Origin of the sequence: Streptomyces varsoviensis (assembly GCF_000718635.1) — a bacterium.
Taxonomy (GTDB): domain Bacteria; phylum Actinomycetota; class Actinomycetes; order Streptomycetales; family Streptomycetaceae; genus Streptomyces; species Streptomyces varsoviensis.
Genome location: NZ_JOBF01000022.1, coordinates 54,031 through 78,359, shown reverse-complemented (window position 1 = coordinate 78,359; position 24,329 = coordinate 54,031). Strand labels below are relative to the sequence as shown.

The 24,329-nt window shown below is 74.0% G+C and carries 15 protein-coding genes; 6 read left to right on the top strand and 9 right to left on the bottom strand.

Annotated elements, in window-relative coordinates; genetic code table 11:
* Position 1: 1 nt before the first annotated feature.
* The 5 genes from IF55_RS27085 to IF55_RS27065 form a co-directional block, all read right to left on the bottom strand.
* Positions 2–3,079 (bottom strand): lantibiotic dehydratase, encoded by a 3,078-nt coding sequence (locus IF55_RS27085; protein ID WP_245661437.1) that lies wholly within the window; start codon positions 3,077–3,079, stop codon positions 2–4.
* A gap of 22 nt (positions 3,080–3,101) precedes the next feature.
* Entirely contained in the window at positions 3,102–4,736 is a 1,635-nt protein-coding gene (locus IF55_RS27080; protein WP_030878995.1) for a SagB/ThcOx family dehydrogenase, read from the bottom strand.
* A 112-nt stretch (positions 4,737–4,848) separates the two neighbouring features.
* On the bottom strand, positions 4,849–6,804 hold the full coding sequence (locus IF55_RS27075) for a TOMM precursor leader peptide-binding protein (RefSeq protein ID WP_030878992.1): 1,956 nt from the start codon (positions 6,802–6,804) through the stop codon (positions 4,849–4,851).
* Positions 6,801–9,095 (bottom strand): TOMM precursor leader peptide-binding protein, encoded by a 2,295-nt coding sequence (locus IF55_RS27070; protein WP_030878989.1) that lies wholly within the window; start codon positions 9,093–9,095, stop codon positions 6,801–6,803. The genes IF55_RS27075 and IF55_RS27070 overlap by 4 nt, the downstream gene beginning before the upstream one ends.
* A gap of 233 nt (positions 9,096–9,328) precedes the next feature.
* The gene (locus IF55_RS27065; RefSeq protein WP_245661436.1) at positions 9,329–11,065 is read right to left on the bottom strand and encodes an AfsR/SARP family transcriptional regulator; all 1,737 of its coding nucleotides are present in this window, start codon (positions 11,063–11,065) and stop codon (positions 9,329–9,331) included.
* A 673-nt stretch (positions 11,066–11,738) separates the two neighbouring features.
* Here IF55_RS27065 and IF55_RS27060 point away from each other — a divergent pair.
* Together IF55_RS27060 and IF55_RS27055 are read left to right on the top strand one after the other, a co-directional pair.
* The gene (locus IF55_RS27060; protein ID WP_037963522.1) at positions 11,739–12,269 is read left to right on the top strand and encodes a PH domain-containing protein; all 531 of its coding nucleotides are present in this window, start codon (positions 11,739–11,741) and stop codon (positions 12,267–12,269) included.
* Complete coding sequence (locus tag IF55_RS27055; protein ID WP_051776124.1) at positions 12,266–13,975, top strand: PH domain-containing protein; 1,710 nt, start codon at positions 12,266–12,268, stop codon at positions 13,973–13,975. Before IF55_RS27060 ends, IF55_RS27055 begins: the two co-directional genes overlap by 4 nt.
* 30 nt (positions 13,976–14,005) lie before the next feature.
* Here IF55_RS27055 and IF55_RS27050 read toward each other — a convergent pair whose 3' ends face one another.
* The 4 genes from IF55_RS27050 to IF55_RS27035 form a co-directional block, all read right to left on the bottom strand.
* Positions 14,006–15,316: a 4-hydroxybenzoate 3-monooxygenase gene (locus IF55_RS27050; protein ID WP_078645279.1), complete on the bottom strand. Its 1,311-nt coding sequence runs from the start codon at positions 15,314–15,316 to the stop codon at positions 14,006–14,008.
* Between the two features lie 233 nt (positions 15,317–15,549).
* Positions 15,550–16,341, bottom strand: coding sequence for a helix-turn-helix domain-containing protein (locus IF55_RS27045; protein ID WP_030878973.1), 792 nt, complete (start codon positions 16,339–16,341; stop codon positions 15,550–15,552).
* Between the two features lie 333 nt (positions 16,342–16,674).
* The gene (locus IF55_RS27040) at positions 16,675–17,961 is read right to left on the bottom strand and encodes a cytochrome P450 (RefSeq protein WP_030878970.1); all 1,287 of its coding nucleotides are present in this window, start codon (positions 17,959–17,961) and stop codon (positions 16,675–16,677) included.
* Positions 17,958–19,175, bottom strand: coding sequence for an MFS transporter (locus IF55_RS27035; protein WP_037963519.1), 1,218 nt, complete (start codon positions 19,173–19,175; stop codon positions 17,958–17,960). Before IF55_RS27035 ends, IF55_RS27040 begins: the two co-directional genes overlap by 4 nt.
* A 124-nt stretch (positions 19,176–19,299) precedes the next feature.
* Between IF55_RS27035 and IF55_RS27030 the strand changes: the two genes are divergently transcribed.
* From IF55_RS27030 to IF55_RS27015, 4 genes are all read left to right on the top strand, one after another.
* Entirely contained in the window at positions 19,300–20,244 is a 945-nt protein-coding gene (locus IF55_RS27030; RefSeq protein WP_048832569.1) for a LysR family transcriptional regulator, read from the top strand.
* Between the two features lie 68 nt (positions 20,245–20,312).
* Positions 20,313–21,842, top strand: a complete 1,530-nt coding sequence (locus IF55_RS27025; protein WP_078645276.1) for an FtsW/RodA/SpoVE family cell cycle protein — start codon at positions 20,313–20,315, stop codon at positions 21,840–21,842.
* The gene (locus IF55_RS27020) at positions 21,839–23,293 is read left to right on the top strand and encodes a penicillin-binding transpeptidase domain-containing protein (RefSeq protein WP_030878958.1); all 1,455 of its coding nucleotides are present in this window, start codon (positions 21,839–21,841) and stop codon (positions 23,291–23,293) included. Before IF55_RS27025 ends, IF55_RS27020 begins: the two co-directional genes overlap by 4 nt.
* 164 nt (positions 23,294–23,457) lie before the next feature.
* On the top strand, positions 23,458–24,294 hold the full coding sequence (locus IF55_RS27015; protein ID WP_030878956.1) for an ABC transporter ATP-binding protein: 837 nt from the start codon (positions 23,458–23,460) through the stop codon (positions 24,292–24,294).
* The last annotated feature ends 35 nt before the right edge of the window (positions 24,295–24,329 follow it).

Here is a 24,329-nt window from a genome sequence, read left to right as displayed (position 1 = left end):
TTCAGCTCACCTGGTCCTTCACTCGGGTGGCGGGTTCCTCGGCCGTCATCTGGAGGGCGGGTGCCTCGGCGGGGTCCGCCGTTTCCGGCCGCCGCGGCGCGGTGCGGGTCTCGACGACCATCTCCGCCACGTGCCGGCCGTCCGGCGATGTCACACGGGCGTCCTCCTCGCCGGGCAGCGCCTCGCGCAGCTCGACGCGGGCGCCGGCCTCCTTGAGCCGGGTCTCGAAGACCGTCAGCGAGAGGTAGCTGTCGAAGTCGACGTACTGCGGCTTGTCGTTGGCGAGCGGCCCGGGGCCGCCGCCCTCCTCGCCCTCTTCGGCGGCCGGGGCCCGTACGGTCGCGAAGACCTGCGCGGGCACGCCGTGCCGCTGCCGCCACCGCTGCCAGCCCAGGTACCACTCGGCGTCGGACGTCTCGGGGGTACGGGCCGGGAGCGCGGCGGCCGGCGCCGACCAGCTCCGGCGGCTGACGACGACGCTGCCGTAGCGGACGCGGGGCCGCGTGGTGACGGCCTTCTCGGTCGCCGCCTCCTCCTCCGGGACGCCGCCCCAGAAGTCGACGGCGGGCACGGCGGCGGGCGACAGCAGGAGCAGCGCGCGCGGCACGTCCGGCAGGGCCATCGCCACGAGGTAGCCGAGGTAGACGGGGACGACCTCGCGGTCCAGCCGCTCGGAGCGCAGGACGAGCCGGTCCCCGGCGGCGTCGTGCACCACGTACAGGTCGTCGAGCGGAAGCTGCTCGGCGGGCGGCGCGGAGCTGGTCTCGCCGGGGCAGACCACTTCGTAGTCGGTGAGCCTGCCGTGCAGGTTCAGGTTGGTCGTGGCGTGGCCGCCGGTGACCTCGGCGAAGACGGCGCCGCTCGGCTGCGCGGCGCGCAGGTCGCGGCGGACCCGGCCGGCCAGGCCGCCGCCGTCCGTTTCCGAGGAGTCCGGGGCGTCTTCGAAGCAGTGCGTGAACCGTGAGAAGGGGAAGCCGATGCCTCCCCAGGAGCGGTTGAGCACGGCCAGGTCCTCACCGTCGCGCCGCGCGGGCTGGAGGAAGTGGCTCAGCGGCAGGAACCCGGTGCCGGCCGGGGCCAGTTCGTCCGCCACGGCGGCGAGGGACGCGTCGTCGAGCACCAGCTCCTCGGCGCCCGGCTCGCGCGTCTTCCACAACTCCCGCATACGGGAGACCAGTTCGCGCCGCGCGCGGTCGATGGCGGTGATGCCCGGCGAGTCGAGCCAGTTGTCCAGCTCGACGTAGTCGCCCGCGTCGTCGAAGGGGCGGCGCTGGGCGCTGATCCGCGCGTACTGGTCGAAGATGTCCTCGTGGAAGTCGTGGACGAACTTCAGCACGTCGTCGCAGCGGCCGCCGGGACCGAAGCGGGCGAGGAAGAACGCCTTCAGCAGCAGCCGCTGCGGCAGCGTGACGTCGAAGACCGGCAGGACGCGGCTCAGGGCGCGCAGCGACTCCCCCACCGTCTCCTCCCAGCCCCGCCGCTCCCACACCAGCGGTGCGGCGGCAGCGCGCGAGTCCTCGTAGACGAGGGTCTGCGGCAGCGACGGCCCGCTCGCGCCCAGCTCCTCCTGCACCGCGCCCAGCTCCTCGCGCAGTTCGGTCAGCAGCCGCCTGCGCTCGTCCAGTCCGGCGTGCGGGTAGCGGTCGAGCAGGGCGGCGGGGCCGCCGAGCCGGTCCGCGAGCCGCCGGCCCCAGTCCGTGCCGAGACCGCGTACGGCGTCGCGGAAGCCGCCGAGCGGGTCGGGGCTCTGGTTGGTGACGCTCAGGCCCGGCACCTGGAGGAGGCCGAGCCGCAGCAGGACGGACAGGAAGCGGTCGTAGTCGGCGGCCGGGGCCTCGCCGTTCGCGCTCAGCTCGGCGACCAGGTCCCCGTAGCGGATGGCGGGGCGCTGTCCGAAGAGGGTGAACAGCCGCTCCAGGCTGCCGCCCTGCTTGAGGTAGAACAGGCTCTCCTTGACCGCGTCGAAGCTGACGGTCGCCTCGTCGTCCCCGGCGGTGACCTTGCGCCGTACGTAGCGGATGCGGTCGGCCTCCACGCGCCACCCGGTGACCAGGGTGACGGGCAGGTCGGCGCGGTAGGCGTCGTGGTCGACGACGAGGTCGGCGAGGCGGCCGATCACGGCCACGTTGAGCCGGGGGTGGTCGCTCCACTCCGCGTCGATCCGCCCGCCGAACGCCCCGGAGCCGTCGCCGTCGCGGAACTCGCCCAGGGCCAGCCCGGTGAAGGCGGAGAACGGGCTGGTCTTGCACGCGGTGCGGTACACGTACTCCAGCAGCGAGCGCTCGATCCGCCGCTGCCGCTTGGTGAGCGCGGCGGCGCCCGCGCCCAGGTACGTGCCGAGGTAGCGGTCCAGCGACGGCGACGCCAGCACCAGGCCCTGCCGCAGCCGGGGCTCGACGGCCAGCTCGCGCAGCCGCTCACGGCCCCCGGCGAGTTCGGCGGCGAGGATCGCGGGGCCGGAGCGGACCAGGTCGGCCAGGGCCTGCCGGTCGCGCAGCCAGGCGGCGAGCCGGGCGCCGGTCTCCCCGCCGACCGCCTCGGCCGCGCCGAGGGCGGCGGCCGGGTCGCGGGGCAGCTTGTTGTTGAACACCTGCCGGCGGATGTTGACGAGGGCGCGCCGCAGGCCGTCGTCGGTGTTGGCGCTGATCACCTCGTACAGCCGGTCGCTGATGTCCTCGGCGCGCCCGGCCAGCCGGGCCTCGGCGGCGCACACCTCCTCCGCCCAGCGGCGGGTGTCCGGCGTGCGCAGGGCGCGCACCGACTCGACCGGGAGCCCGGCGACGCGGACCATGAACCGCTCGCCGAGCGCCCAGGGCGGCGCGCTGGTGGCCACTGCGGGCCGGGGGTCAGTAGTCCTCATCGCTCGTCCCCGTATCTCGTGCTCTGTCGTCCCGTACGGCGTCTCGTACGGAGGGTGCTGCGTCGTCGTCCCATACGGCGTCTCGTACGGGGGTGCTGCGTCGTCGTCCCGTACGGCCTTCTCGTACGGGGGTGCTGCGTCGTCGTCCCGTACGGCCTTCTCGTACGGGAGGTCCCGCTTGGTGCCGTACGCCGACCCGTACGGCGTCTCATGCGGCATCGCGTCCGGCATCCCGCGCGGCTCAGGCGATCTCGTAGCGGAAGTCGGCCCCGTCGGACCGCTCGTTGCCGATGAGGGTGATCAGCAGCGGCACCTCGTCCGTGCCGTCCAGCCCCATGCGGTCGATGTACGAGATGTTGTCGAAGCCCAGGGCCGCGCCGCAGCCGAGGCCGAGCGCCCCGCACGCCGAGTACGTGGCCTGCGCCACCGCCCCGACGACGGCGTTGACCAGCCGGTAGCCGCGGTCGCCGACGGCGTCGAGCACGGCGGCGGCGCGGACCGTGGGCACCAGGACGACGCCGGCCTGTTCCACGTTGTAGTTGGACAGGAAGTAGTTCTGCTGGAGGAAGCTGCCCTGCGGGCCGTCCGCCACCGGGCGCAGGGTGTTGCCGTCGGGCGCGTACTCGTAGACGCCCGGCGCGATGCCCTCGACGTGGTTGACGAAGGCGTACATCTTGACGAGGGACGGGCCCTCGCCGCCGGCCGGGGCGACGTCGCAGGGCAGCGCGCCGCCGGCCACGGCCGCGTACAGGATGGCGCTCAACTGCTCCTCGGAGAGCGGGCGTTCGGCGGCGAACCGGCCGAAGCTGCTGCGCCGGGCGCGCAGCGCGCCGCGCACGGTGGCGTCCAGCGGCGCGGGCTCGGGGAGCGCGATGGCGTCCCCGGCGCGCGGCGGGCGGGCGCGGGCGGCGGCCAGGGCCGTACGGTCCGGCCGGTCGGCCGCGCCGAGCCGGGTGGCCGCGTGCATGGCCTCCAGGGTCTCGAAGGTTCTTAGCTCACGGGACTTCTCCTGCTCGGTGTGGCGCACGCGGGGGCCTTCGGCGGGCGCCTTCGCCGGGCGACCGGGCGCACCGCCCGCCGCCGCGCCGCTCGCCATGCCGCCGCCCGCCGCCGCGTCCCAGCGCAGCGGGATGACCGCGAAGAACCCCTCGTCGGCGGCGTCGGCGCCGAGCAGCGCGGTCAGCCTCTCCTCGTCGAACCAGAAGGCGGGCTCGACGCTCAGCCCCCGGGCGCGGGCCCACATCCGCCAGCTCTGGGTGATGGTGCCGATGTCCATCGTGGTGGCGTGGTAGCTGAAGCTGTTGTATTTGAAGGCGTTCTGCCAGAACTTGATGCCGAGTACGAGGAACTGGTCGGTGTCCTCGGGCAGTTCGGGCAGGTCGAGGGCGGCGCGTACGTCCGGGGTGACATCGCCGGTGAGCAGGCGGCGCAGCGCGTGGTGCGAGGTGTCGTAGTAGTGCACGCCGGGGGTGAGCGGGCCGCTGGGGCCGTTGACCCAGTAGACGCTGACGGGGTAGAGGCCGCCGCCGGAGGCCGTGCCGCGCGCCCAGTTGGCGCCCGCGTAGAACGGCAGGGACGCGAGGTCGTCGTTGGCGTGGATGGCGAGCCGCCGCGACAGCAGCCCGTACGAGTCGCGGAGCATCCCGCCGAGCGTCGTCAGGTCGAAGGGGGCCGGGTCGGCCGGGGGCGGCAGCAGCCCGAGGTCGAAGGTGGCGGCCTCGGGGTCGTCGCCCTGGGGCAGCGGGAAGGTCTGGGCGTCGGGGTAGTACTTGCCGAGCCGGGGCTTGTCGGCCCAGTTCGGCACGTAGCCGATGGGGGGCATGCCGACCCGGCTGCGCCGCATCACCGCGCTGAGGTAGTCGTGGGCTGTACCCATCACAGGTCCTTTCGGCCGCGGGCCCGGCGGCCTGGTCGCCGGTTCACGGAGGTCTGGTGGAGCGCCGGGCCGGGGCCCGGTCTCGGGAGGCTTCAGGGGACTTCGGGGGACGTCAGGGGAAGGGGTGCGGCGCGGGATTGAGGTCGGCGGGCTCCAGGTCGCGGTCGGCGAGGCCGGCCCGGCGCAGCCCGGTGCGCATCCGGGGCAGGTGCGGGGCCCGCTGCCGGTCCCAGCCGAAGTCGATGGGCAGCAGGCCGGGCACGATCACGCTGACCGTGTGGAGGCCGATGGCCCGCTGCTCCGGCAGCGTCTGGTCGACGGCGATGGTGTCGAACCCCTCGGCGGCCAGCGCGTCCACGCAGCCGCGCACGTCCTGGCCCAGGTCGGCGGAGGGGCGCAGGGCGCGGGCCGGGTCGCGGTACGCCTCGTCCAGCGGGCGCAGCGGGGGGCGCGGCGCGCCCGCCTCCCCCAGCAGGAACGACGCGTGCCGGGCCATCTCGGGCAGCCCGTATACCAGCGGGTGGTCGTGCAGGGCGCGCACGTTGCCGAAGTCGGCGGCCATGGCCTTCAGTTCGGCGCGGTTCCATTCCGTACGGCGGCGCAGGTGCAGTGAGTCGGTGGCGATCTCCGCGAGCCCGGCCCGCAGCGCGGCCTCGGGGTCGAGGCTCGCGCCCGCGCCGAAGCACAGGGCGCCCTCGCCGCCGTCCACGCGTGTGGCGGTCGCGATGACGACGGGGACGGGCAGGGTCATCCGGGCGTCGAAGAACCGCGCCTCGTAGCCGTACATCGCGAGCCGGTCGACCAACTCGCGGGTGGCGGCGTCCCGGCTGCTGTACGGGTCGAGTTCGGGCAGGGCGGCCCGGCCGTACCAGGTCAGCAGGAATGCGTCGCGCTCCACCAACTCCATCAGGCCGTAGTAGACGGCCTCGGACAGGGAGCCGCCGGAGGCGCAGCCGTTGGAGCACTCCTGCACGAACCGCTGCTCCAGCGGCGCCGAGTGGTAGTACGTCAGGATCTCCGGTACGAGCACGGGCCGTTCGTCGCGCAGCGAGTGGCCCCACACCCAGGGGATGCGGGCGTCCTCGCCGAACGGCCGTACGCGCGACTGCGCGGCGTAGAACGCGTCCGGGTAGACGCCGCACTCGCGCGGGTCCAGCACCCGGTCGGGCCCCTCGCGCAGCTCGGCGAGGGAGGCGACGACGCTGGTGGCCTTGGCGCGGGAGCGCATGCCCGCGTACCGCTCCAGGCCCTCCAGGACGCCGATGCGGACGCTGTCGCCGTAGCGGTAGGAGTGCCCGCCCCAGAACGTCTCGTGCAGGTAGTTCCCGGTCCGCAGGCCGAAGTTGCCGACCGTGGAGGCCGTGGTCGGGGCGTCGAGTTCCCGCGCGACCCCCGCGCCGAGCGTGCCGCAGACGGGGTTGGCGAACGCGGTGAGCGGGATGTCCAGCTCGTCGAGGTTCCGTACCCGGAACGAGCCGGGGGCGGCCTTCGGCGACGGGTCGAGGACGACCGGCGCGGGCGCGTCGGCCGGCCGCCGGTCGCAGGCCGGGCACTGCGGGTCGGGCACCAGGGGGAACGAGCGGACCCGCAGGCTCTCCAGGTGCAGACGGTGGATTAGCGGGTAGCCGCCCTCGCCGGGCGTGGACCCGGCGGCCTGGGAGGCGATGAGCGCGGCCAGCGCGTCGAGCGCGAACGGCGTCAGATGCGGCGGCTCGCCGGCGGCCCGGGTCGGGCCGCCGAGTTCGAGGGCGTCGCGCAGCGGCTTGTGGCGCACGGCCTGCCAGCGCCGGGCCAGGCAGTGGCCGCACGGCCGGGGCTCCGCGCCGGGCGGCGGTACGGGCCCGAGCACGGCGGTGTGCCCGTACACGTACACGGGGGCGACGGGCCGGCCCGGCGCGCTCAGGGCGGCGGGCGGCGCACTGGCCAGCTCGTCCCGGACGCCGAGCTGCAGGACGGCGATCTCCAGCTCACGGCCCGTACGGCCCGCGAGCCGGGCGCGCAGCGCCGCCTCGGCCGCCGCGGCCCAGGGCTCGGCAGCGGGCCGGGCTTCTGTCATCAGGGCGGTCATGCGGACTTCCGGCCGGTGAGCAGGGCGCGTACGGAGTGCGCGCCGCCGAGCAGCAGGTCGTCCGAGGCGGTCGGCACGACCAGCACGTCGCGGCCCGTCGACCGCAGCCGCTCCAGGACCGCCTCGGCGGTGGTGGCGGCGGTCAGGTCCGGCGCGGCGGGGCCGGAGACGGTCACGGCGGCCGGCTCGAACGCGCCGAGCAGCGTGTCCCCCAGGTCCGGCGCCCCGTCCTCGGGGTGTTCGCGGGTGAGCTGGACGCTCCCCGCGAGGTCGCGGAGCGCGGCCGTCGCGGCGCCCTGCCAGGTGAGGTCGGCGCCGACCGCCCAGCGGCCCCCTGCGGCCCGCGCGAGCAGCACGTACGCGCCGGAGCCGGCAGTCTCGGTCTCAGGAGCGTTGTCGGCCTCGCTCTCGCCGAGGTCGAGGAGGTCGGCGTCGGTGTCCAGGTTGGCGAGGGAGCGCAGGAGGAAGCGGAGTTCGGCGTCGCCCTCCAGCGCGGCCCGCGGCACCTCGGTGACGCGCCGGGCGCCGCGCGCCGCCGCTTCGAGCGCGTCGTAGGCGAGGGCGGACATCAGCGCGTGGTGCAGCGCCTCGGGCAGCGTGCCGCCCGCGCCGGAGCCCGCGCTGGTCGGCACGTACGCGCGGGCGGCGTTGTGCGCCCCGAACGTACGGACTGCCGCCGCCGGTACGAGGACCCGCTCGCCGCAGGAGAGCGACGTGGCCGTCACCCACGCGTCGACGGAGGCGGCCGTCACCGGCAGGCCGCTCGCGGTGGACAGCGAGGCGGGGTCGACGGTGGGCAGGACGGCGCGGGCGTCGGCCAGCGCGGCGCCGCGCAGCACGCCGGGCAGCGGCACGGCGTGCTCGACGTAGACGTCGACGGCGGTGCGCAGGGCGCGCAGCCGGGCGCCCGCCGCGTGGTGCACGTCGAACGCGGCGACCGTGCGCCGCCGCCCGCCGCCGGTGCCGAGCACGAGCCGGGTGGCCTTCAGCGGCGTCTGCGTCAGGTCGTCGTCGGCGAACCGGGTGAAGACCCCGGCCACCGCGCCGACCAGCTCGCTCTCGGCGTTGAGCTGGGCCAGCACCGCCTCCGCGTCGTCGGCGGTGGGCGCCGTGGCGACGCGCGGCGCGGCCGGGAGCGTACCGGCGACGGCGGGCGCGGCGGGGCGGCCGTCGGCGGCGCGGCAGAACGAGCAGTCGGGGTGCGGGAGGACGCGTTCGGTGAGGGTGTCCATGGAGTCCAGTTCCTGGACGATGATCCGGCCCTCGGTCTCGGCGGCCGGGGCCTGGGCGGTCAGCCGGAACACCTCGTAGCCGAGGAGGTTGCCGAGCTGGGCCGCCGGATTCTGGCCGAGCGCGGTCTCGGCGGCGCGCGGACCGGGGAGGCTCACGCGGCTCCAGACGCCGGCGGCGTGGGCCGTGCCCTCCTCGTTGGCGGCGAGCCGGAGCATGGCGCACGCCCAGCAGCCGGGGCGGCCCGCGGTCATCGAGGGGCCGGCGACGGCGCGGTCGCCGAGGACGGTGAGCGGCAGCACGGTGCGGCCGGCGGGGATGCCCTCGGTGAGCAGCCGGTGGATCTGGCGGGGCGCGTCGGGTCCGGTGCAGACGACGACGTCGTACGCGCCGAGGTCGGCCCAGCCCAGCGGTTCCTCGCCGTGCGGGAGCAGGCCCAGTTCGGCGGGCGCGCCGCGCTCGGCGAGCCGCTGGACCTCGGCCCGTACGGCGCCGAGTCCGCCCGCCTCCGCCGTCTCGTCGTGCGCCGTGGCGGCGGGCACGACGTCGACCCGGGCGCCGCCGTTGCGTATGAGGGACAGGGCGCACCAGCGGGCGACGGGGCCGTCGCCGAGGACCGCGACGCGGCCGGCCCGGAAGCGGGCGAAGCGCTCCGCCGCGCCGTCCTCGAAGTGGTCAATATAGTTGATCTGCGCCGCGAACTCCTCGGCCACTTCGGCCGGGAGCGCGGGCGCGGCCTCCTCGGCGGGCACGGCACGGGCGAAGCCGCGCTCGTACAGCGTCCCGACGAGGTCGGTCACCATGGTGCGCCGGTCCGCGGGGAGCCCGGCGCACAGCTCGTCGACCCGGTGCCGGCCGTTGAGGTGCGGGACGATCAGCGAGGCGAAGCGGTAGGCGGACTTCGCGGCGAGGTGGAAGCCGCCGTGCGCGTTGTGGAAGAGCACGCCCTCGGCCGTCTCGGTGAACAGGACGTCCCGGCCGATGCGGGGGCGGGTGGCGGCGATCTTCTCGTACGCGGTGGTCGCCGTGGTCGCAGTTGCCTCGGGGGTTTCAGTGGTCATTCTCGGAACCCTTGTCAGGTGGGGTGGGCCCGGCCGCAGACGGACCGCGCGTGGTCGGACGGCCGCGGGTGAGGGCACGGCCGGGTGCTCGGCGCCGGTCCGGCGGGACCGGCCCGGCGGCGTCGAGGAGGTGGAGTCGTCTCCCCGGCCCGCGGAAGGCGGGACGGCGGAAGGCTGGTAGGCGGAAGGCTGGTCAGCGGAGAGGCGGGAGGCGGAACGGCCTGTGGCGCGGCTCAGTTGGAGAGGGCGACGTCCGCGTCGCGGCGCACGAAGGCCCGTAGCAGGGCGGGCATCCGGTACTGGCCCGGCGCGTCGCCCTCCAGCAGGCTCGCGTCGATGAGCTGGTCCAGCACCGCCGAGGCGTCGACCAGCGAGAGGCCCAGGGCGGCGGCGCACTCGTCGAGCGACAGGAGCCGCCGGGGGCTGTTGCCGAGGGTCTGGCAGGCGCGGATCGCGGGGAGGCTGAGCCCGCCGAGAAAGGTGCCGAAGGTCTGGGCGAGGGACATGGCGGGGGTGCCGACGACGGAGAGCCGGCCCACCGGGTCGTCGCGCAGCCACTGGACGTCGTCGGCGATCTGGTGGCGCGGGCGGAGCAGGAGCCGGGTGGCGGCGATGCGCAGGGCGAGCGGGAAGTGGCCGCAGAGGTCGGCCAGTTCGTCGGTGGGGCCGGGTTCGGCGGCGACGCGGCGGGGGCCGAGGACCGAGGTGAGCAGGGCGCGCGACTCGTCGGCGGCGAGCGCGCCGAGCCGGTAGACGCTGGCGCCGCGGCTCGCGGCGAGGCCGGCCAGGCTCATCCGGCTGGTGATGAGGGCGGCGCTGCCCTTGGCGGTGGGCAGGGCGGCCTGTATCTGCTCCACGGTGCGGACGTCGTCGAGGACGACGAGGGTGCGCCGCTCGCCGTCGCCGTCGGCCACGGGCAGCGGTTTCGGCGTGTTGGGCTCGCCCGCCTCCCCGTCCTCGGGCCCGACGGGTACGAAGTACTGGCCGTCGGGGAAGGCGTCGCGGACCTGCTGGGCGACGTGCGCCGCGAGGGCGGTCTTGCCGATGCCGGGCGGGCCGGAGACGACGGCGAGGACCGGGCCGCCGCGGTCGGCGGTGAGCCGTTCCACCAGCTCGGCGCTCTCGCGCTCGCGGCCGGTGAAGTCGGGCAGGTCGGCGGGGAGGGCGAGGCCGGGGTCGTACGGGCCGGGGCCGGCGCCGGGGGCCGGGCCGCGGGCCGTTTCCGGGGCGGCGGGGGCGGCGGGCGCGTCGGCGCCCATGGACTCGCCGCGCAGGATGGTCATCTCCAGCTTGCGGAGCGAGGGGCCGGGGTCCACGCCCAGCTCCGTGCTCAGGTACTCCTTGACGGTGCGGTACTCGGCGAGGGCGTCGGACTGCCGCCCGGTGCGGTAGAGGGCCTCGATCAGGCGCTCCCAGAACCGCTCGTGGCCGGGGTGGGCGCGGGCCACCGAACGGAGTTCGGGGAGCGCCTGGCGACACCTGCCCAGGGAGAGTTCGACGTCGAAGCGGCGCTCGGCGGCGCGCAGCCACTCCTCGCGGAGCGCGGGCACCTCGTCCCGGTGCAACACCTCGGACTGCACGTTCGAGATCGGCGGGCCCTCCCAGAGGGCGAGCGCCTCGCCCAGCAGCCGGGACTCGTCCTCGGGGTCCTCGGCGCGCTCGGAGGCGCGCAGCAGCTCGCGGAAGCGCGCGAGGTCGAGGGTGTCGCCGCTGACCGGGAGCCGGTAGCCGCCGGGCATGGTCTCGATGGCGTCGTTGGAGATGCCGAACTTCGCGAAGAGGCGGCGCAGCCGCATGACGTAGGTGTGGAGAGTGGCCTTGGCGGTGGCGGGCGGCGCCTCGCCCCAGACGGCGCGCTGCAGGAACTCCGTGGAGACCACGGCGCCGGGGCGCAGCAGCATCGCGGCGAGCAGCGTGGTCGGTTTAGAGGGTGGAAGAGCGACGGTGCTTTCCCCGTCGGAAATACTCATCAGGCCCAGCACAGAGAATCGAACCGCAGCGCACAAACCAGCCCCCATTACTTTACGCTTCAAACAATGGGGCGTCGACCACGGCCGCACGCGACAAGGTCTGAACCAGCCCTGCCGTGCGCGCCGAACTGGACCGCATAGGCCATGCCTAATCAGCCAGTACGACCAGATCGCCCCCGAATCGCCACTGCACCGTACATACAGCCATGCCTGAGGTCAATCACCGTTTCCACAGGTCAAGGCAGTCAAGTCAATGCATCTCGGGCGGTTTTGAACCACCGGGCGAGAGAACGGAAGAAGCAAAGAAAACGCAAAACTCCTCTCGCTCCGATCCTTCCTGGAAAAGCCCTATGCCGCCTCCCTGACAAACCTCGGACACCTCACTGACACTTCGCTGACACCGCCCCGCTCATGACGCACCCCTTGACGCCCCGCATTGAATAGACGGACCCTTTGCCGAGGCATCGCCGCTAACCCGGTACGAAGCCGAAATGACGGGGGAGAAAACAGAGATGGGATATTGCGGAGGGCGCGGACGCCCAGCCGGCGGCCCGCTGAGCCGAGCCCCCGCCCGTAACGGGCCGCGGGCCCCACGGCCGGGGGTTCGGCGGGTCCGCGACCGTACCTCCACGTATCGCCCATAAGACGATAATCCTCATGACACCCTGGCCCCGTGACTACTTCAACGGGCAAGGCGGCGGCCGTCGGTGACGGCGGACTGCGGCTGAGGGAGCCGGAGAACCGGCTGGAGCGCAGGGTCGTCTGGTACTGGGCGGTCCACGCCCTGCTCGGGTGGCTGGCGTTCGCTGCGGCGCAGACGGTGTGGATGCTGCTGCGGGACGACGGCCCGGTGGAGTGGCACCAGGCAGGGCTGGTCCTCACCGCCGCGCTGGGCGCGGCGCACGTCGTGGTGATGCCGCCCTGGCGCTACCGCGTGCACCGGTGGGAGACGACCCCCGAGGCGATCTACACCCAGACCGGGTGGTTCGTGGAGGAGCGGCGGCTCGCGCCCGTATCGCGGGTGCAGACCGTCGACAGTGAACGCGGCCCGCTGGAGCGGCTGTTCAAGCTGACCAACGTCACCGCCACCACGGCGTCGGCCGCCGGCCCGATCAAGATCCACGGGCTCGACCACGCCACCGGGCGACGGCTCGTCGCCGACATCACCGCCGCGGCGCAGGCCACCCGCGGGGACGCGACGTGAGCGACGCACACGACGTGAGCGGCATGGGCGGTGGTACGGACGGCGGCACGAACAGCACTCCGTCCACCACCCCCCGGCCCGGCGAACTCCCCGCCGACACCCCCACCGAACTCCCCTGGAAGCGGCTGAGCCCGCGCATGCTGTTCGTGCACCCGGTCCAGGAGCTGGGCAAGACCGCCCCGGCGCTGCTCGTGGCCCTGGTCGCCGGATCGGGCTCCGGTCACCGCCACGTCTACGCCCTCGGCGCCGGCGCGCTGACCGTCGTCCTCGCGTTGCTCCGCTGGTACACCACCACCTACCGCGTCTCGACCGAACTCGTGGAACTGCGCCGGGGCCTGATTCGCCGTCAGGTCAGCTCCGTGCCCATGGACCGGGTGCGCGCGGTCGACCTCACCGCGCACATGGCGCACCGCGTGCTCGGCCTCACCCGGGTCACCGTGGGGACCGGGCACGCCGCCACATCGCACGAGGACGAGCTGAAGCTCGACGCCCTGACGCGGGACGAGGCGGCGCTGCTGCGGGAGCGGTTGCTGGGCGCGGCACGGGGCGCCGACCGCCCGGCGGAACCCGTGGAGCGGGACGGGGCCGGCCCCCCGCCGCCCGCCGACGACCCCGCCCTGGCCCGTATGCGCCCCGGCTGGCTGCGCTACAGCCCGTTCTCGGTCTCGGGCTTCGTCGTCCTCGTGGTCCTGGCGTGCGTGCTGGAAGAAGCGGGCGTGGACGTGCTCCACCTCGGCCCCGTCCAGAGCCTCCTCAACGGGCTCGGCGGCGGGCACGGGCCGCTTCCGGTCATCGAGACGGTGGCGGGCGTGCTGCTCCTGGGGACGCTCCTCAACCTGTCCCAGTCCGTGCTGAAGTACTGGAACTTCGCGCTCCACCGCCGCCAGGGCGGCAATCTGGAGACCACGCACGGGCTCCTCACCGTCCGTGCCATCACCCTGGAGGAGCGGCGGGTGCGCGGCGTGGAGGTCGGCGCGTCGCTGCCGCTGCGGCTGCTCGGCGGGGCGCGCTGCCTGGCGATCGCCACCGGGGTGCGCGGCCCGCAGCACAACGCGATGCTCGTGCCGCCGGGGCCGCGCGACGAGGTCGTACGGGCGGCCGGCGCCGTGCTCCGCGACCCGGCCGCGCTGACCGGCCCCCTGGTCCCGCACGGCGCGGCGGCGCTCCGCCGCCGGTACGCCCGCGCCCTCGCCCCGTGCGCCCTGGCCGTCGCGGTGTGCGGCGCGCTGTGGTGGGTCGGCGACGTGCCCCTCTGGGCCTGGCTCGCCTCGGCGCTCCTGCTGCCGCTCGGCGCGCTGCTCGCCCGGGACCGCTACCGCTCCCTCGGCCACGCCCTCACCGGCGACTACCTGGTCATCGGGCACGGGGAGGGCGTCGGGGCGCGTCGGCGGGTGGCGCTCGCCCGCGAGGGGATCATCGGCTGGAACGTACGCCGGTCGCTGTTCCAGCGCCGGGCGGGCGTGTTGACGCTGACCGCGACCACGGCGGCGGGGCGCAAGCGGTACGCGGTGCGGGACATCGGCGCCGGGGAGGCCGTACGGCTCGCGGAGGGGGCCGTGTCGGGCCTGATGGCCCCGTTCCTCGTGGCGGAACCGGCGGCGGGGCCGGTGCCGAATCCGGCGCCGGAGTCGGTACTGAAGCCAGTGCCGGAGCCCGTTCCGGAACCGGCGGCGGGCCCCGCCGCGGCACCGGTGGCGGACCCCTGACAGCCCCCGCCCCGGAACCACCCAAGTCGCCTACAGCAGCCCCGCGTTCAAGTCGTTGAACAGGCGGATGGCCGAAGGGGACTCGTTCAGGCGGCGCAGCTCCGCGCGGGCTATCTGCTTGCGGAAGGCTCCCCCGTACGACGCGTCGCCGGCGTTGTGCATCAGGTCGGTGAGCCAGACCGCGTACGCCTGGTAGTTCCAGACGTGGCGCAGGCAGGTGTCGGAGTACGCGTCGAGCAGGCTCCCGTCGCCCTCCTTGACCTGGGCGAGGAGCGCGCGCACGAACACCTCGGTGTCGTACAGGGCGAGGTGGATGCCCTTGGCGCTCATCGGGGGGACGATGTGGGCCGCGTCGCCGAGCAGGAAGAGGCGGCCGTAGCGCATCGGGTCGAACACCACCGACCGCAGCGGCACGATCCGCTTGTCGACGATGGGGCCGGTGGGCGCCTCGGCGCCGAAGCGGGCGCTCACCTCGGTCCAGACGCGGTCGTCGGGCCAGTCCTCGGGCGTGGCGTCGCCCGGGACCTGGAGATAGAGACGGCTGGCGTCGGCCCCCCTGGGGAACCGCGCGGCCAGCCCGTGGTCATGGATCGCCATGCCGTAGGGCGCGCAGGTCGCCTCGGCCAGGACGCTGAGCCAGGAGTACGGGAACTCGTGGGAGTGGACGGTGAGCCGGCCGGCCGGGACGGAGGCCCGGCTGACGCCGTGGAACCCGTCGCAGCCGGCCACGTAGTCGCAGGTGATGGCCTTGGCCGAGCCGTCGGCAGCGCGGTAGCGCACGGTCGGGCGCTCGCTGTCGAGGTCTTCCGGGGCGACGTCGAGGGCTTCGTAGCGCAGGTCGCCGCCCGCCTCCAGGAAGGCGGTGGTGAGGTTGCGGACGAGGACCTGCTGGGGGCAGAAGACGGCCTCGCTCTCGTCGTCCCCGAACGCGATGTCATACCTGACCCCGTCGATGAAGGTGCCGCCCGTGATCTTCGCCGGGGAGGAGCTGTCCTTGACGACGTGCTCCATCCCCCACTCGCGGAACATCCGCACCCCGCGGGTGTCGACGACGCCGGCGCGCTGCCGCCGCTCGACGTACGCGCGGTCGCGCTTCTCGACGACGACGCAGTCGACGCCGCTGCGCAGGAGGAAGTTGCCGACCGTCATCCCGGCGACTCCGGCGCCGATGATGACGACGGTGGTGTTCTCCACGGTCTCCACGGCCTCCGCGGTCTCAGCGGCCTTCGCGGTCTCAGCGGCCTTCGCGGTCTCAGCGGTCTCAGCGGTCTCAGCGGCCTCCGCGGCCTCCGCGATCTCCGCCGCCTCGGGCGTCGCGGCTGCCTTACGTGTTCCAGTCATGACTTTTCGAGCCTTCCGGCGAGAGGAATGAACCAGCCGGCCGTACGGGGCGCGCGGCCTGTCACCACTCTCGGCGCGGCGGCGAGCGCCGCCAACCGGGATGCGGGCAGCGGATACCGGAAACCCGCCAACGTGCGCGAGGGCCGTAAGAGCACCGGGCGCGCGGGCGGTACGAGCGCCCCTCGCCAAGCGCGCCTGCGCAGGCCGTACGAGCGCCCCTCGCCTGGCCCCACCTACCTCCGGTGACCGCGCGACTCGGCCTGGTACCGGCCGGGGGTCTGGCCGACCAGCTCGGTGAACGCGTCGATGAAGCTCGACGGGTTCGACCAGCCGCACTCCATCGCCGTGTCGGTGACGGAACGGCCGTCGCTGAGCAGCGCCAGGGCGTGGTGCACGCGCAGCGTGGTGCGCCAGCGGTGGAAGCTCATGCCGAGTTCGGTGTGGCACAGCCGGCTCAGGGTCCGTTCGCTGGCCCCCGCGACGCGCCCCAGCTCGGCCAGGGTCGTACCGAGTCCGGGGTCGGCGTGCAGCAGGACGGTGACCGCGCGCAGCCGGTCGTCGCGGGGTTCGGGCAGGTGCAGGGACTGCTCGGGGGTCTCGGCGAGTTCGTCGATCACCACGGCGAGCAGCCGCCGTACGGCGCCGGGGCGGGGCTCCGCGCGGTCGGTCAGCGCCAGCAGCGCCTCCCGCAGCAGCGGGCTCACCGCGAACACGCTGGGGTGCGCCACCAGCTCGCCGCACAGGTCGGCCGGCACCGTGACGAGCCGGGCGTCGGTGCTGCCGTAGAAGCGGTGCGCGTGCTCGAACCCCGGCGGCGTCCACGTCACGCGGTGCGCGGGCGCGACCCAGACCCCGCGCTCGGTCCGCGTGGCGACGGCCCCGGCCGCCGCGTACACGAGCTGGCCATCGGAGTGGGAGTGCGCGTCGAACTGGAAGCCGTGCGGAAACCACGCGGCGCCGTTCGGCCCGGACGACGGGGGCGGGAGAGACGGCGCGGCGGCGGGCGCCTGGCGGGTTTTCGGCATAGTGCGTCACTTTGCCGCTCCGACGGCGGCCACTCAAGCCGCGACCACTCAACTGACGACCAATCAACTGACAAGCTCTCAACCGACGACCGTTCAACCGACGACCGCTCAACCGGCGGCCGCACCAGTTCGCGCCCCGGCGCGGGGGCCACTAGGCGTACGGGCGCGGGGCCACAAGGCGTACGGCCTCGGGACCGCAAGGCGTACGGCCGCGGGGGCCGCAAGGCGTACGTACAGCCAGGCTCCGTTCCGTACGGCCCGCCCCCGCTGACAGGCCGTCCGTCCATCCGTCATCGCCTCGACCCCGGTCGCGAGCGGGCCCGGCCCCGCCCGTCAGCGCAGATACACCGGCAGCGAGTCGACGCCGAAGACGGCGGAGTACTTGCGGAAGGCCAGTTCCGTCTCCGGCACGGCGAGCCGCAGCTCCGGGAACCGGCGCAGCAGCGCCGGATAGGCGGCGCGCAGCTCCATACGGGCGAGCTCGGCGCCGATGCAGCGGTGGATGCCGTGGCCGAAGGCCAGGTGGGAGGAGGCGGCGGGGCGGGTGGGGTCGAAGGTGTCCATGTGGGCGCCGAGGGCGGAGTCCCGGTCGGCGCCGCTCAGGGAGCAGAGCACGACGTCGCCGGCGGATATCCGCTCGCCCGCTATCTCCATGTCCTCGCGGGCGAAGCGCGGGAAGGCGACCTGAACCACCGTCAGGTACCGCAGCAGCTCCTCGACGAAGGGGTCGACGGCCGCGTCCTCGTCGCGCAGCGCGACGAGGTGTTCGGGGTGGCGGAGGAAGACGAGGGTGCCGAGGGCGAGCATGCTGGCGGTGGTCTCCAGCCCGCCGGTCAGCACGCCGTCGGCGAGGCCCGCCAGCTCCTCGTCGTCGATGGCGTCGCCGTGCTCCTTCACCAGCATGCCGAGCAGCCCGTCGCCGGGGTTCTCGCGCTGCTTCTTGACGATGTCGCGCAGGTAGGACAGGGACTCGGATATCGCGCCGAGCGAGGCGTCCGCGCCCGCGAAGAGGTCGAAGCGGGTGGTGCCGAGGCGCTGGAACTCCTCGCGGTCCTCGTACGGGACGCCGAGGAGTTCGCAGATGACCAGCGAGGGGATCGGCATCGCGAACGCCTGGACGAGGTCGACGGGGTCACCCGCCTTGCCCAGCACCTCCATCTCGTCCAGCCGCTCCTCGACGAGGGCGTGGATGCGGGGGGTGAGCCGGCCGAGGCGGCGCATGGTGAATTCGGGGGTCAGCAGGCGGCGCAGCCGGGAGTGGACGGGCGGATCGCTGAAGCCGAGGCCGCCGGGGTTGTGGTTCTCGGTCACGCCGGCGTTGCCGACGAGGTTGGAGAAGTCGTTGCTGAAGCCGTCGGCCCGGCCCAGTACCGTGCGCGCCTCGTCGTACCCCGTGACCAGCCACACATTCAGGTTGAGCGGCACGGAGAGCTTGGTGATCGGGGACTTTTCCCGCATCTCGCCCAGCTCGGGCACCGGGTCCACGCCGGTACGGCGCAGCGGCATCAGCGTGGACTCGGGGAGGAGCCCCGCTTTGGACAGATCAAAACCACCCTTGCGGACATTTGCCAAGAATCTCCGCGTCAGCCAGGCGCTGACACGCGTACGAATGTTCATCATGCGCGCAATACTGCCCGGTCCCGCCCCCTGCGCGCCCCGGCGGACAGGGTCATCGCCAGGAGGGCGAGGGCCGCGAGTGCGCCGCCGCACCACAGCACGGCGGTGAGCGAGAAGGCGTCGAGCACCCGGCCGCCGACCAGCGCGCCGAGCGCGATGGCCGCGTTGAAGACGGCGACGAAGAGGGACGAGGCCGACTCGCGGGCCTGGGGGGCGAGGGCCAGCAGCCAGGTCTGGGCGGTCACGGAGACCCCGCCGTAGCCGAGGCCCCACGCCACCACGAGGGCGACCGCCCCCGGCACCGTACGGCCGAGCAGGGGCGCGAGCAGGACGGCCGCGGCCAGCAGCGCGGTGAGGGCCAGCAGCGTCCGGCGCGCGTCGCGGGTGGCGGCGGCGCCGGCCAGGAAGTTGCTGACCACCCCGGCCAGCCCGTAGCCGAGGAGGAGCGCGCTGATGAGGGTCGGGGTGCTGCCGGAGACGTCTTCGAGCACCGGCCGGATATAGGTGTAGGCCGCGAAGTGGCCGGTGACCAGGGCGAGCGTGACGACGAGGGCGCCGCGCACCCGGGCGTCGCGCAGCAGCGCGGGCACGTCGTCGAGGCGCGCGGGGCGGGTCACCGGAAGCGGGGGCATGGTCAGCCACAGCGCGGCCAGCACCAGCGCCGAGAGGGCGGCCATGGCGGTGAATCCGGCGCGCCAGTCGGCGACTTCGCCGAGCTGGGTGCCGGCCGGGACGCCGAGGACGGAGGCGACGGCGATGCCGCTGAACGCGAGCGAGGTGGCGGTGCCGGCGTTGCGCTCCGGCACCAGCCGAACGACGAGGCTCGCGACGATCGACCAGACGCCGCCGATGCTGACGCCGACCAGGACGCGGGCGGCGAGCAGCACCGCGAAGTTCGGGGCGAGCGCGGAGCCGGCGTTGGCGACGAGCAGCAGCGCGATGAGCCCGCAGAACAGCAGCCGCCGCTCCACGCGGGCGCAGCCCAGGGTGACGGCGGGCGCGGAGAGCGCGGCCACGATGCCGGGCACGGTCACGACTAGGCCGGCCACTCCGTCCGTGACGTGCATCGACGCGCCGATGGGGGTGAGCAGGCCGATGGGCAGCAGCTCGCTGGTGACGTCCGCAAAGGTGGCGGCGGCGACGGCGAGGACCGCGAGCCAGGCGCGGCGGGTGGCCGTGGCCGGGGCGGCGGGGGGTTCTTCGGTGATGCGCGACATGACCCAAGCCTTTTCCCGAGCGGGGGCGGGAACAACAGTGAAGGGCTCATCCTTGGATGAGGCGGGCTAATCGATGGGGCCGACAGGTCCTATGCGGCTGACGGGACCGACGGGGCGGCGGGTCATGGGCGGACTGGAGATGCGGGAGCTGGAGTGCTTCCTCGCGCTGAGCGAGGAACTGCACTTCGGGCGCGCGGCGGAGCGGCTGTACGTGTCCCAGGGCCGGGTGAGCCAGCTCCTGCGGTCGCTGGAGGGCCGGATCGGGGCGCGGCTGCTGGACCGCACCAGCCGCCGGGTGGCGCTGACCCCGCTCGGCGCCCGCTTCCTGGCGGAGCTGCGCCCGGCGTACGACACGCTGCACCGCGCCGTCGAGGGCGCCCGCGCCGCCGCCCGGGGCCTCGCGGGCGTGGTGCGCGTCGGATTCCAGGGCAACGTGGACGAGCAGGTCACCGAGGCCGTACGGGCGTTCCGCGCGCTGCATCCCGACTGCGAGGTGGAGATCGTGGAGGTGGCCCTGGGCGATCCGTTCGGGGCGGTGCGGCGCGGCGAGGTGGACGCGGCGATCGTGCTGATGCCGGTGGCGGAGCCGGATCTGGTGGTGGGCGCGGTGTTCCCCGCGCAGCCGCAGACGCTGGCCGTGTCCGTACGCCACCCGTTCGCGCGCCGGGCGTCCATCGGCGCGGAGGAGCTGGCGGACGGCCCGCTGATCGGGGTCGCCGGCCCCGCGCCCGGGTACTGGCTCGCGTTCATGGCGCCCCCGGCCACGCCGGGCGGCCGCCCGATCCCGCGCGGCCCGCTGGTCCGTACGAACCAGGAGGCGCTGCTGGCGGTCGCGGCGGAGCGCGGCGCGATGGTCTTCTGCGCGCCGACGGCGGCGTACTACGGGCGGCGCGACATCGTCTTCGTGCCGGTCGCGGGGCTGCCGCCGTCGCGGCTGTGCGTGGTGTGGCCGCGCCACGCGGAGACGGAGCGGGTACGGGCGTTCAACCGGGCGGTGGCGGTGGGGCTGGCGGGAGGGGGCGCGGGGGACGAGGGGGACGGCGCCCCCAGCCTCAGTCCGGCCGGCTAGGAAACATGCGGGCAGATTAGCAACATCCATAAGGGACATAAGTCGCATACCTTGCTAGGTTGCGACCCATGAGCGCAACGCCGGCCGACGCTCCCCCTCCCCTGCTCCGGCTCCCCAAACGCCGGGGCACCGAACTGGGCCTCCTCATCGGGGCCGTGCTGATCTCGGTCTACGGCTACATCGCCGTAGGGCTGGCGGCCGAGAACACCGTCCCCAAGGACGCCGCGAGCTACGGCGCGGGGCTCGGCGTCCTCGCCCTCCTCGCGCATCTCGTGGTCCGCTTCCGCGCCCCGTACGCCGATCCGCTGCTGCTGCCCATCGCCGTCCTGCTCAACGGCATCGGCCTGGTCCTCATCTACCGGCTCGACCTCCAGACCCCCGAGAACCGGGCCGCGCCCACCCAGCTCGTCTGGTCCACGCTGGGCGTCGCCCTGTTCATCGCGGTCGTCCTCTTCCTCCGCGACCACCGGCTGCTCCAGCGCTACGCCTATATCTGCGTCGTCGCCGCGCTCGTCCTGATGGTCGTGCCGATCGGCTTCCCGGCCATCAACGGCGCGAAGATCTGGATCCGGATAGGCGCGTTCTCCATCCAGCCCGGCGAGTTCGCCAAGATCCTGCTCGCGGTGTTCTTCGCCGCCTACCTCGCCGCCAACCGGCACGCCCTCGCCTACACCGGCCGCAAGATCCACCGCCTGCAACTGCCCACCGGCCGGGTGCTCGGCCCCGTCGTCGCGATCTGGCTGGTCAGCGTCGGCGTGCTGGTGCTGGAGCGGGACCTGGGCACCTCGCTGCTCTTCTTCGGCCTCTTCGTCGTGATGCTGTACGTGGCCACCGGCCGCACCGGCTGGATCGCGGTCGGCCTGCTGCTCTGCGCGGTCGGCGCGGTGGCCGTCGGCTCCCTGGAGCCCCATGTGCACAGCCGCGTCGAGGACTGGCTGCACCCCTTCGCCACCATCGAGGCCGGCCAGGGCGCCTCGCAGCTCGCCCAGTCGCTCTTCGCCTTCGCCGCGGGCGGCATCCTCGGTACGGGCCTGGGCCTGGGCCACTCGTATCTGATCGGCTTCGCGATGAAGTCGGACTTCGTCCTGGCCACGGTCGGCGAGGAGTTGGGGCTCACGGGGCTGACCGTCGTCTTCCTGCTGTACGCGTTCCTCGTCGCCCGCGGCTACCGGGCCGGGCTGGCGCTGCGCGACCCCTTCGGCCGGCTGCTCGCCATCGGCCTGGCCTCCATCATCGCGCTCCAGGTCTTCGTGATCGCGGGCGGCGTGATGGACCTGATCCCGCTCACGGGGATGGCGATGCCGTTCCTCGCGCAGGGCGGCTCGTCCGTCGTCACCAACTGGATCATCATCGCGCTGCTGATGAAGATGAGCGACAGCGCCCGCAGACCGCAACCGACGGCGGCGGCGACGGGCGTCATCGCGGCGGCCCCGCCCGGCACGGGGCCGCTGAGCGAACTGAACGGCATGGACGACCCGTACGACCCGCCCGGTCCTGGTCCCGGTCCTGGGCCCGGCCCTGGTCCCGAGCCTGGTCCTGGGCCCGGCCCAGGTGCCGAGCCTGGTCCTGGGCCCGGCCCCGAGGAGGACGAACGGTGATCCGCTATATCCGGCACGCGGCGGCCTTCTGCCTGCTCCTGCTGGTGGCGCTGCTCCTGAACGCCGGCCGCGTCCAGGTCTTCAAGGCCGACGACTACGACAAGAACCAGGCCAACCGCCGCCAGACCATCGCCCGTTACGGCCAGCCGCGCGGCGACATCCTCGTCGGCGGGCGGCCGGTGACCGGCTCCAAGGACAGCGGCCAGCAGCTCCGCTACGAACGCACGTACCGCCAGGGCCCGTTGTACGCGCCGGTCACCGGGTACGCCTCGCAGACGTACGGCACCTCGCTCATCGAGAACGCCGAGGACGACGTGCTCTCCGGCACCGACCCCCGCCTCGCGCCGGTCCCGTTCTGGCACGAGGTCACACGCGGGCAGCAGGACGGCGGCGACGTGCACACCACCATCGACGCCGCCGCCCAGCGGGCGGCGTTCGACGGGCTCGGCGGCAAGCGGGGCGCGGTCGCCGCCGTCGAGCCGGACACCGGCAAGGTGCTGGCGCTCGCCTCCACCCCCTCGTACGACCCGAACGGAATCTCCGGCACCGGCTCGGCGGCCACCCGCGACTGGTCGCGGCTGAACGCCGCCGACGCCCAGCCGATGCTGAACCGCGCCCTCAAGCAGGTCTATCCGCCCGGCTCCACCTTCAAGGTCGTCACCGCCGCCGCGGCCCTGGAACACGGGGCCGTCGACGACCCGGACGCGACGACGGGCACCCCGAGCCCGTACACCCTCCCCGGCACCGCCACCAAGCTCACGAACGAGGCGGAGGGGTGCGAGAACGCGACGCTGACCCACGCCTTCGAGGTCTCCTGCAACACCGTCTTCGCCCGCCTCGGCGTGGACGTCGGCCTGGACGGCATGGTCGAGACCGCCCGGAACTTCGGCTTCAACGACGGCCGCCTGCGCATCCCGTCGGCCGTCGTGCGCAGCAACTTCGACAGCGAGATGAACGACTCGCAGGTCGCGCTCTCCGCCATCGGCCAGTACGACACCACCGCGACCCCGCTCCAGATGGCCATGGTCGCGGCGGCGGTCGCCTCGGGCGGCGAGGTGCGCAAGCCGTACCTGGTGGACAAGATCACCGCCGCCGACGGCGACACCGTCTCCACCACCCGCCCCAGCACCCTGCACCGCGCGATGAGCACCGGCACCGCGGAAACCCTCCAGAAGCTGATGGTGAACGTCGTCACCAAGGGCACCGGCACCAACGCCGCCATCGACGGCGTGACCGTCGGCGGCAAGACCGGCACCGCTCAGCACGGCGTCGACAACAAGGGCACCCCGTACGCCTGGTTCATCTCCTGGGCCAAGGCCGACGGGGACGGCCCGGCGGTGGCCGTGGCGGTGGTGGTCGAGGACGCGGCCGCGAACCGGGCCGACATCAGCGGGGGCGGGAACGCGGCGCCGATCGCGAGGTCGGTGATGCGGGCGGCGCTGAAGCGCTGAGACTCCGAGGGGGGCCGGGTCCACGTGGCTGAGGCTCCGGGGGCCGGGTCCATGTGGCCGAGACTCCAGGGGCCGGGTCCACGTGGCGGACAGCCCGGCGAAAAGGTGCACTGTGCAGCTAGCCTCCGGTGGCACGGCAGTGTAGGGCGCGAGGAGGCAGTGCGATGAGTGCGCCGGATACGAGTGGAAACCAGGCCGAGCGGACCGGCCGGGTAGTGGCGGCCCTCGACGGAGTGGGCGTCCGCCGCCTCACCACGGGCCAGATCATCCTCGACGAGATCGACTGGACCGTACGTTCCGGTGAGCACTGGGCGCTCCTCGGCGCGAACGGGGCCGGGAAGACGACGATCCTCAAGCTCATCGGCGCGACCATGCACCCCACGACGGGTTCCGTGGAGGTGCTGGGCCACCGCCTCGGCCGCGTCGACATGCGCGAGCTGCGGGCCCTGATCGGCCTGGTCTCCTCCGCCCAGAAGGTCCCGCTGGACGCCACCGGCCACACCGTGGTGCTGACGGGAGCGACAGGGACCGTGCAGCCGCTGTGGGGGAAGTACGACGCCGCGGTGCGCGAGCGCGCCCACGAACTGCTGGCCGAGCTGGACTGCAAGGACCTGGCCGACCGCCCGTACGGCGTCTGCTCCGGCGGCCAGCGCGCCCGCCTCCTCATCGCCCGCGCCCTGATGGCCGACCCGGCCCTGCTCCTCCTGGACGAGCCCTTCAACGCCCTCGACCTGCCGTCCCGCGAAGACCTCATCGACACCATGCACCGCCTGGCCGCGAACCGCCCCGACCTGGCGACGGTCACGGTCACCCACCACCTGGAAGAACTCTCCCCGAGCATCGGCCACGCCCTGCTGCTCCGCGAGGGCCGTGTGCAGGCGCGGGGCCCGGTGGAGCAGGTGCTGACGGGGGAGCGGATGACGGGGTGCTTCGGACGGGCGATCGAGGTGACGCGGCACGAGGGCCGCTGGCTGGCGAGGTCGGGGGCGGCGGCGCGGTAAGCGGGTCGCTGGGCCTCGGGGCAACGGTCGGCGCG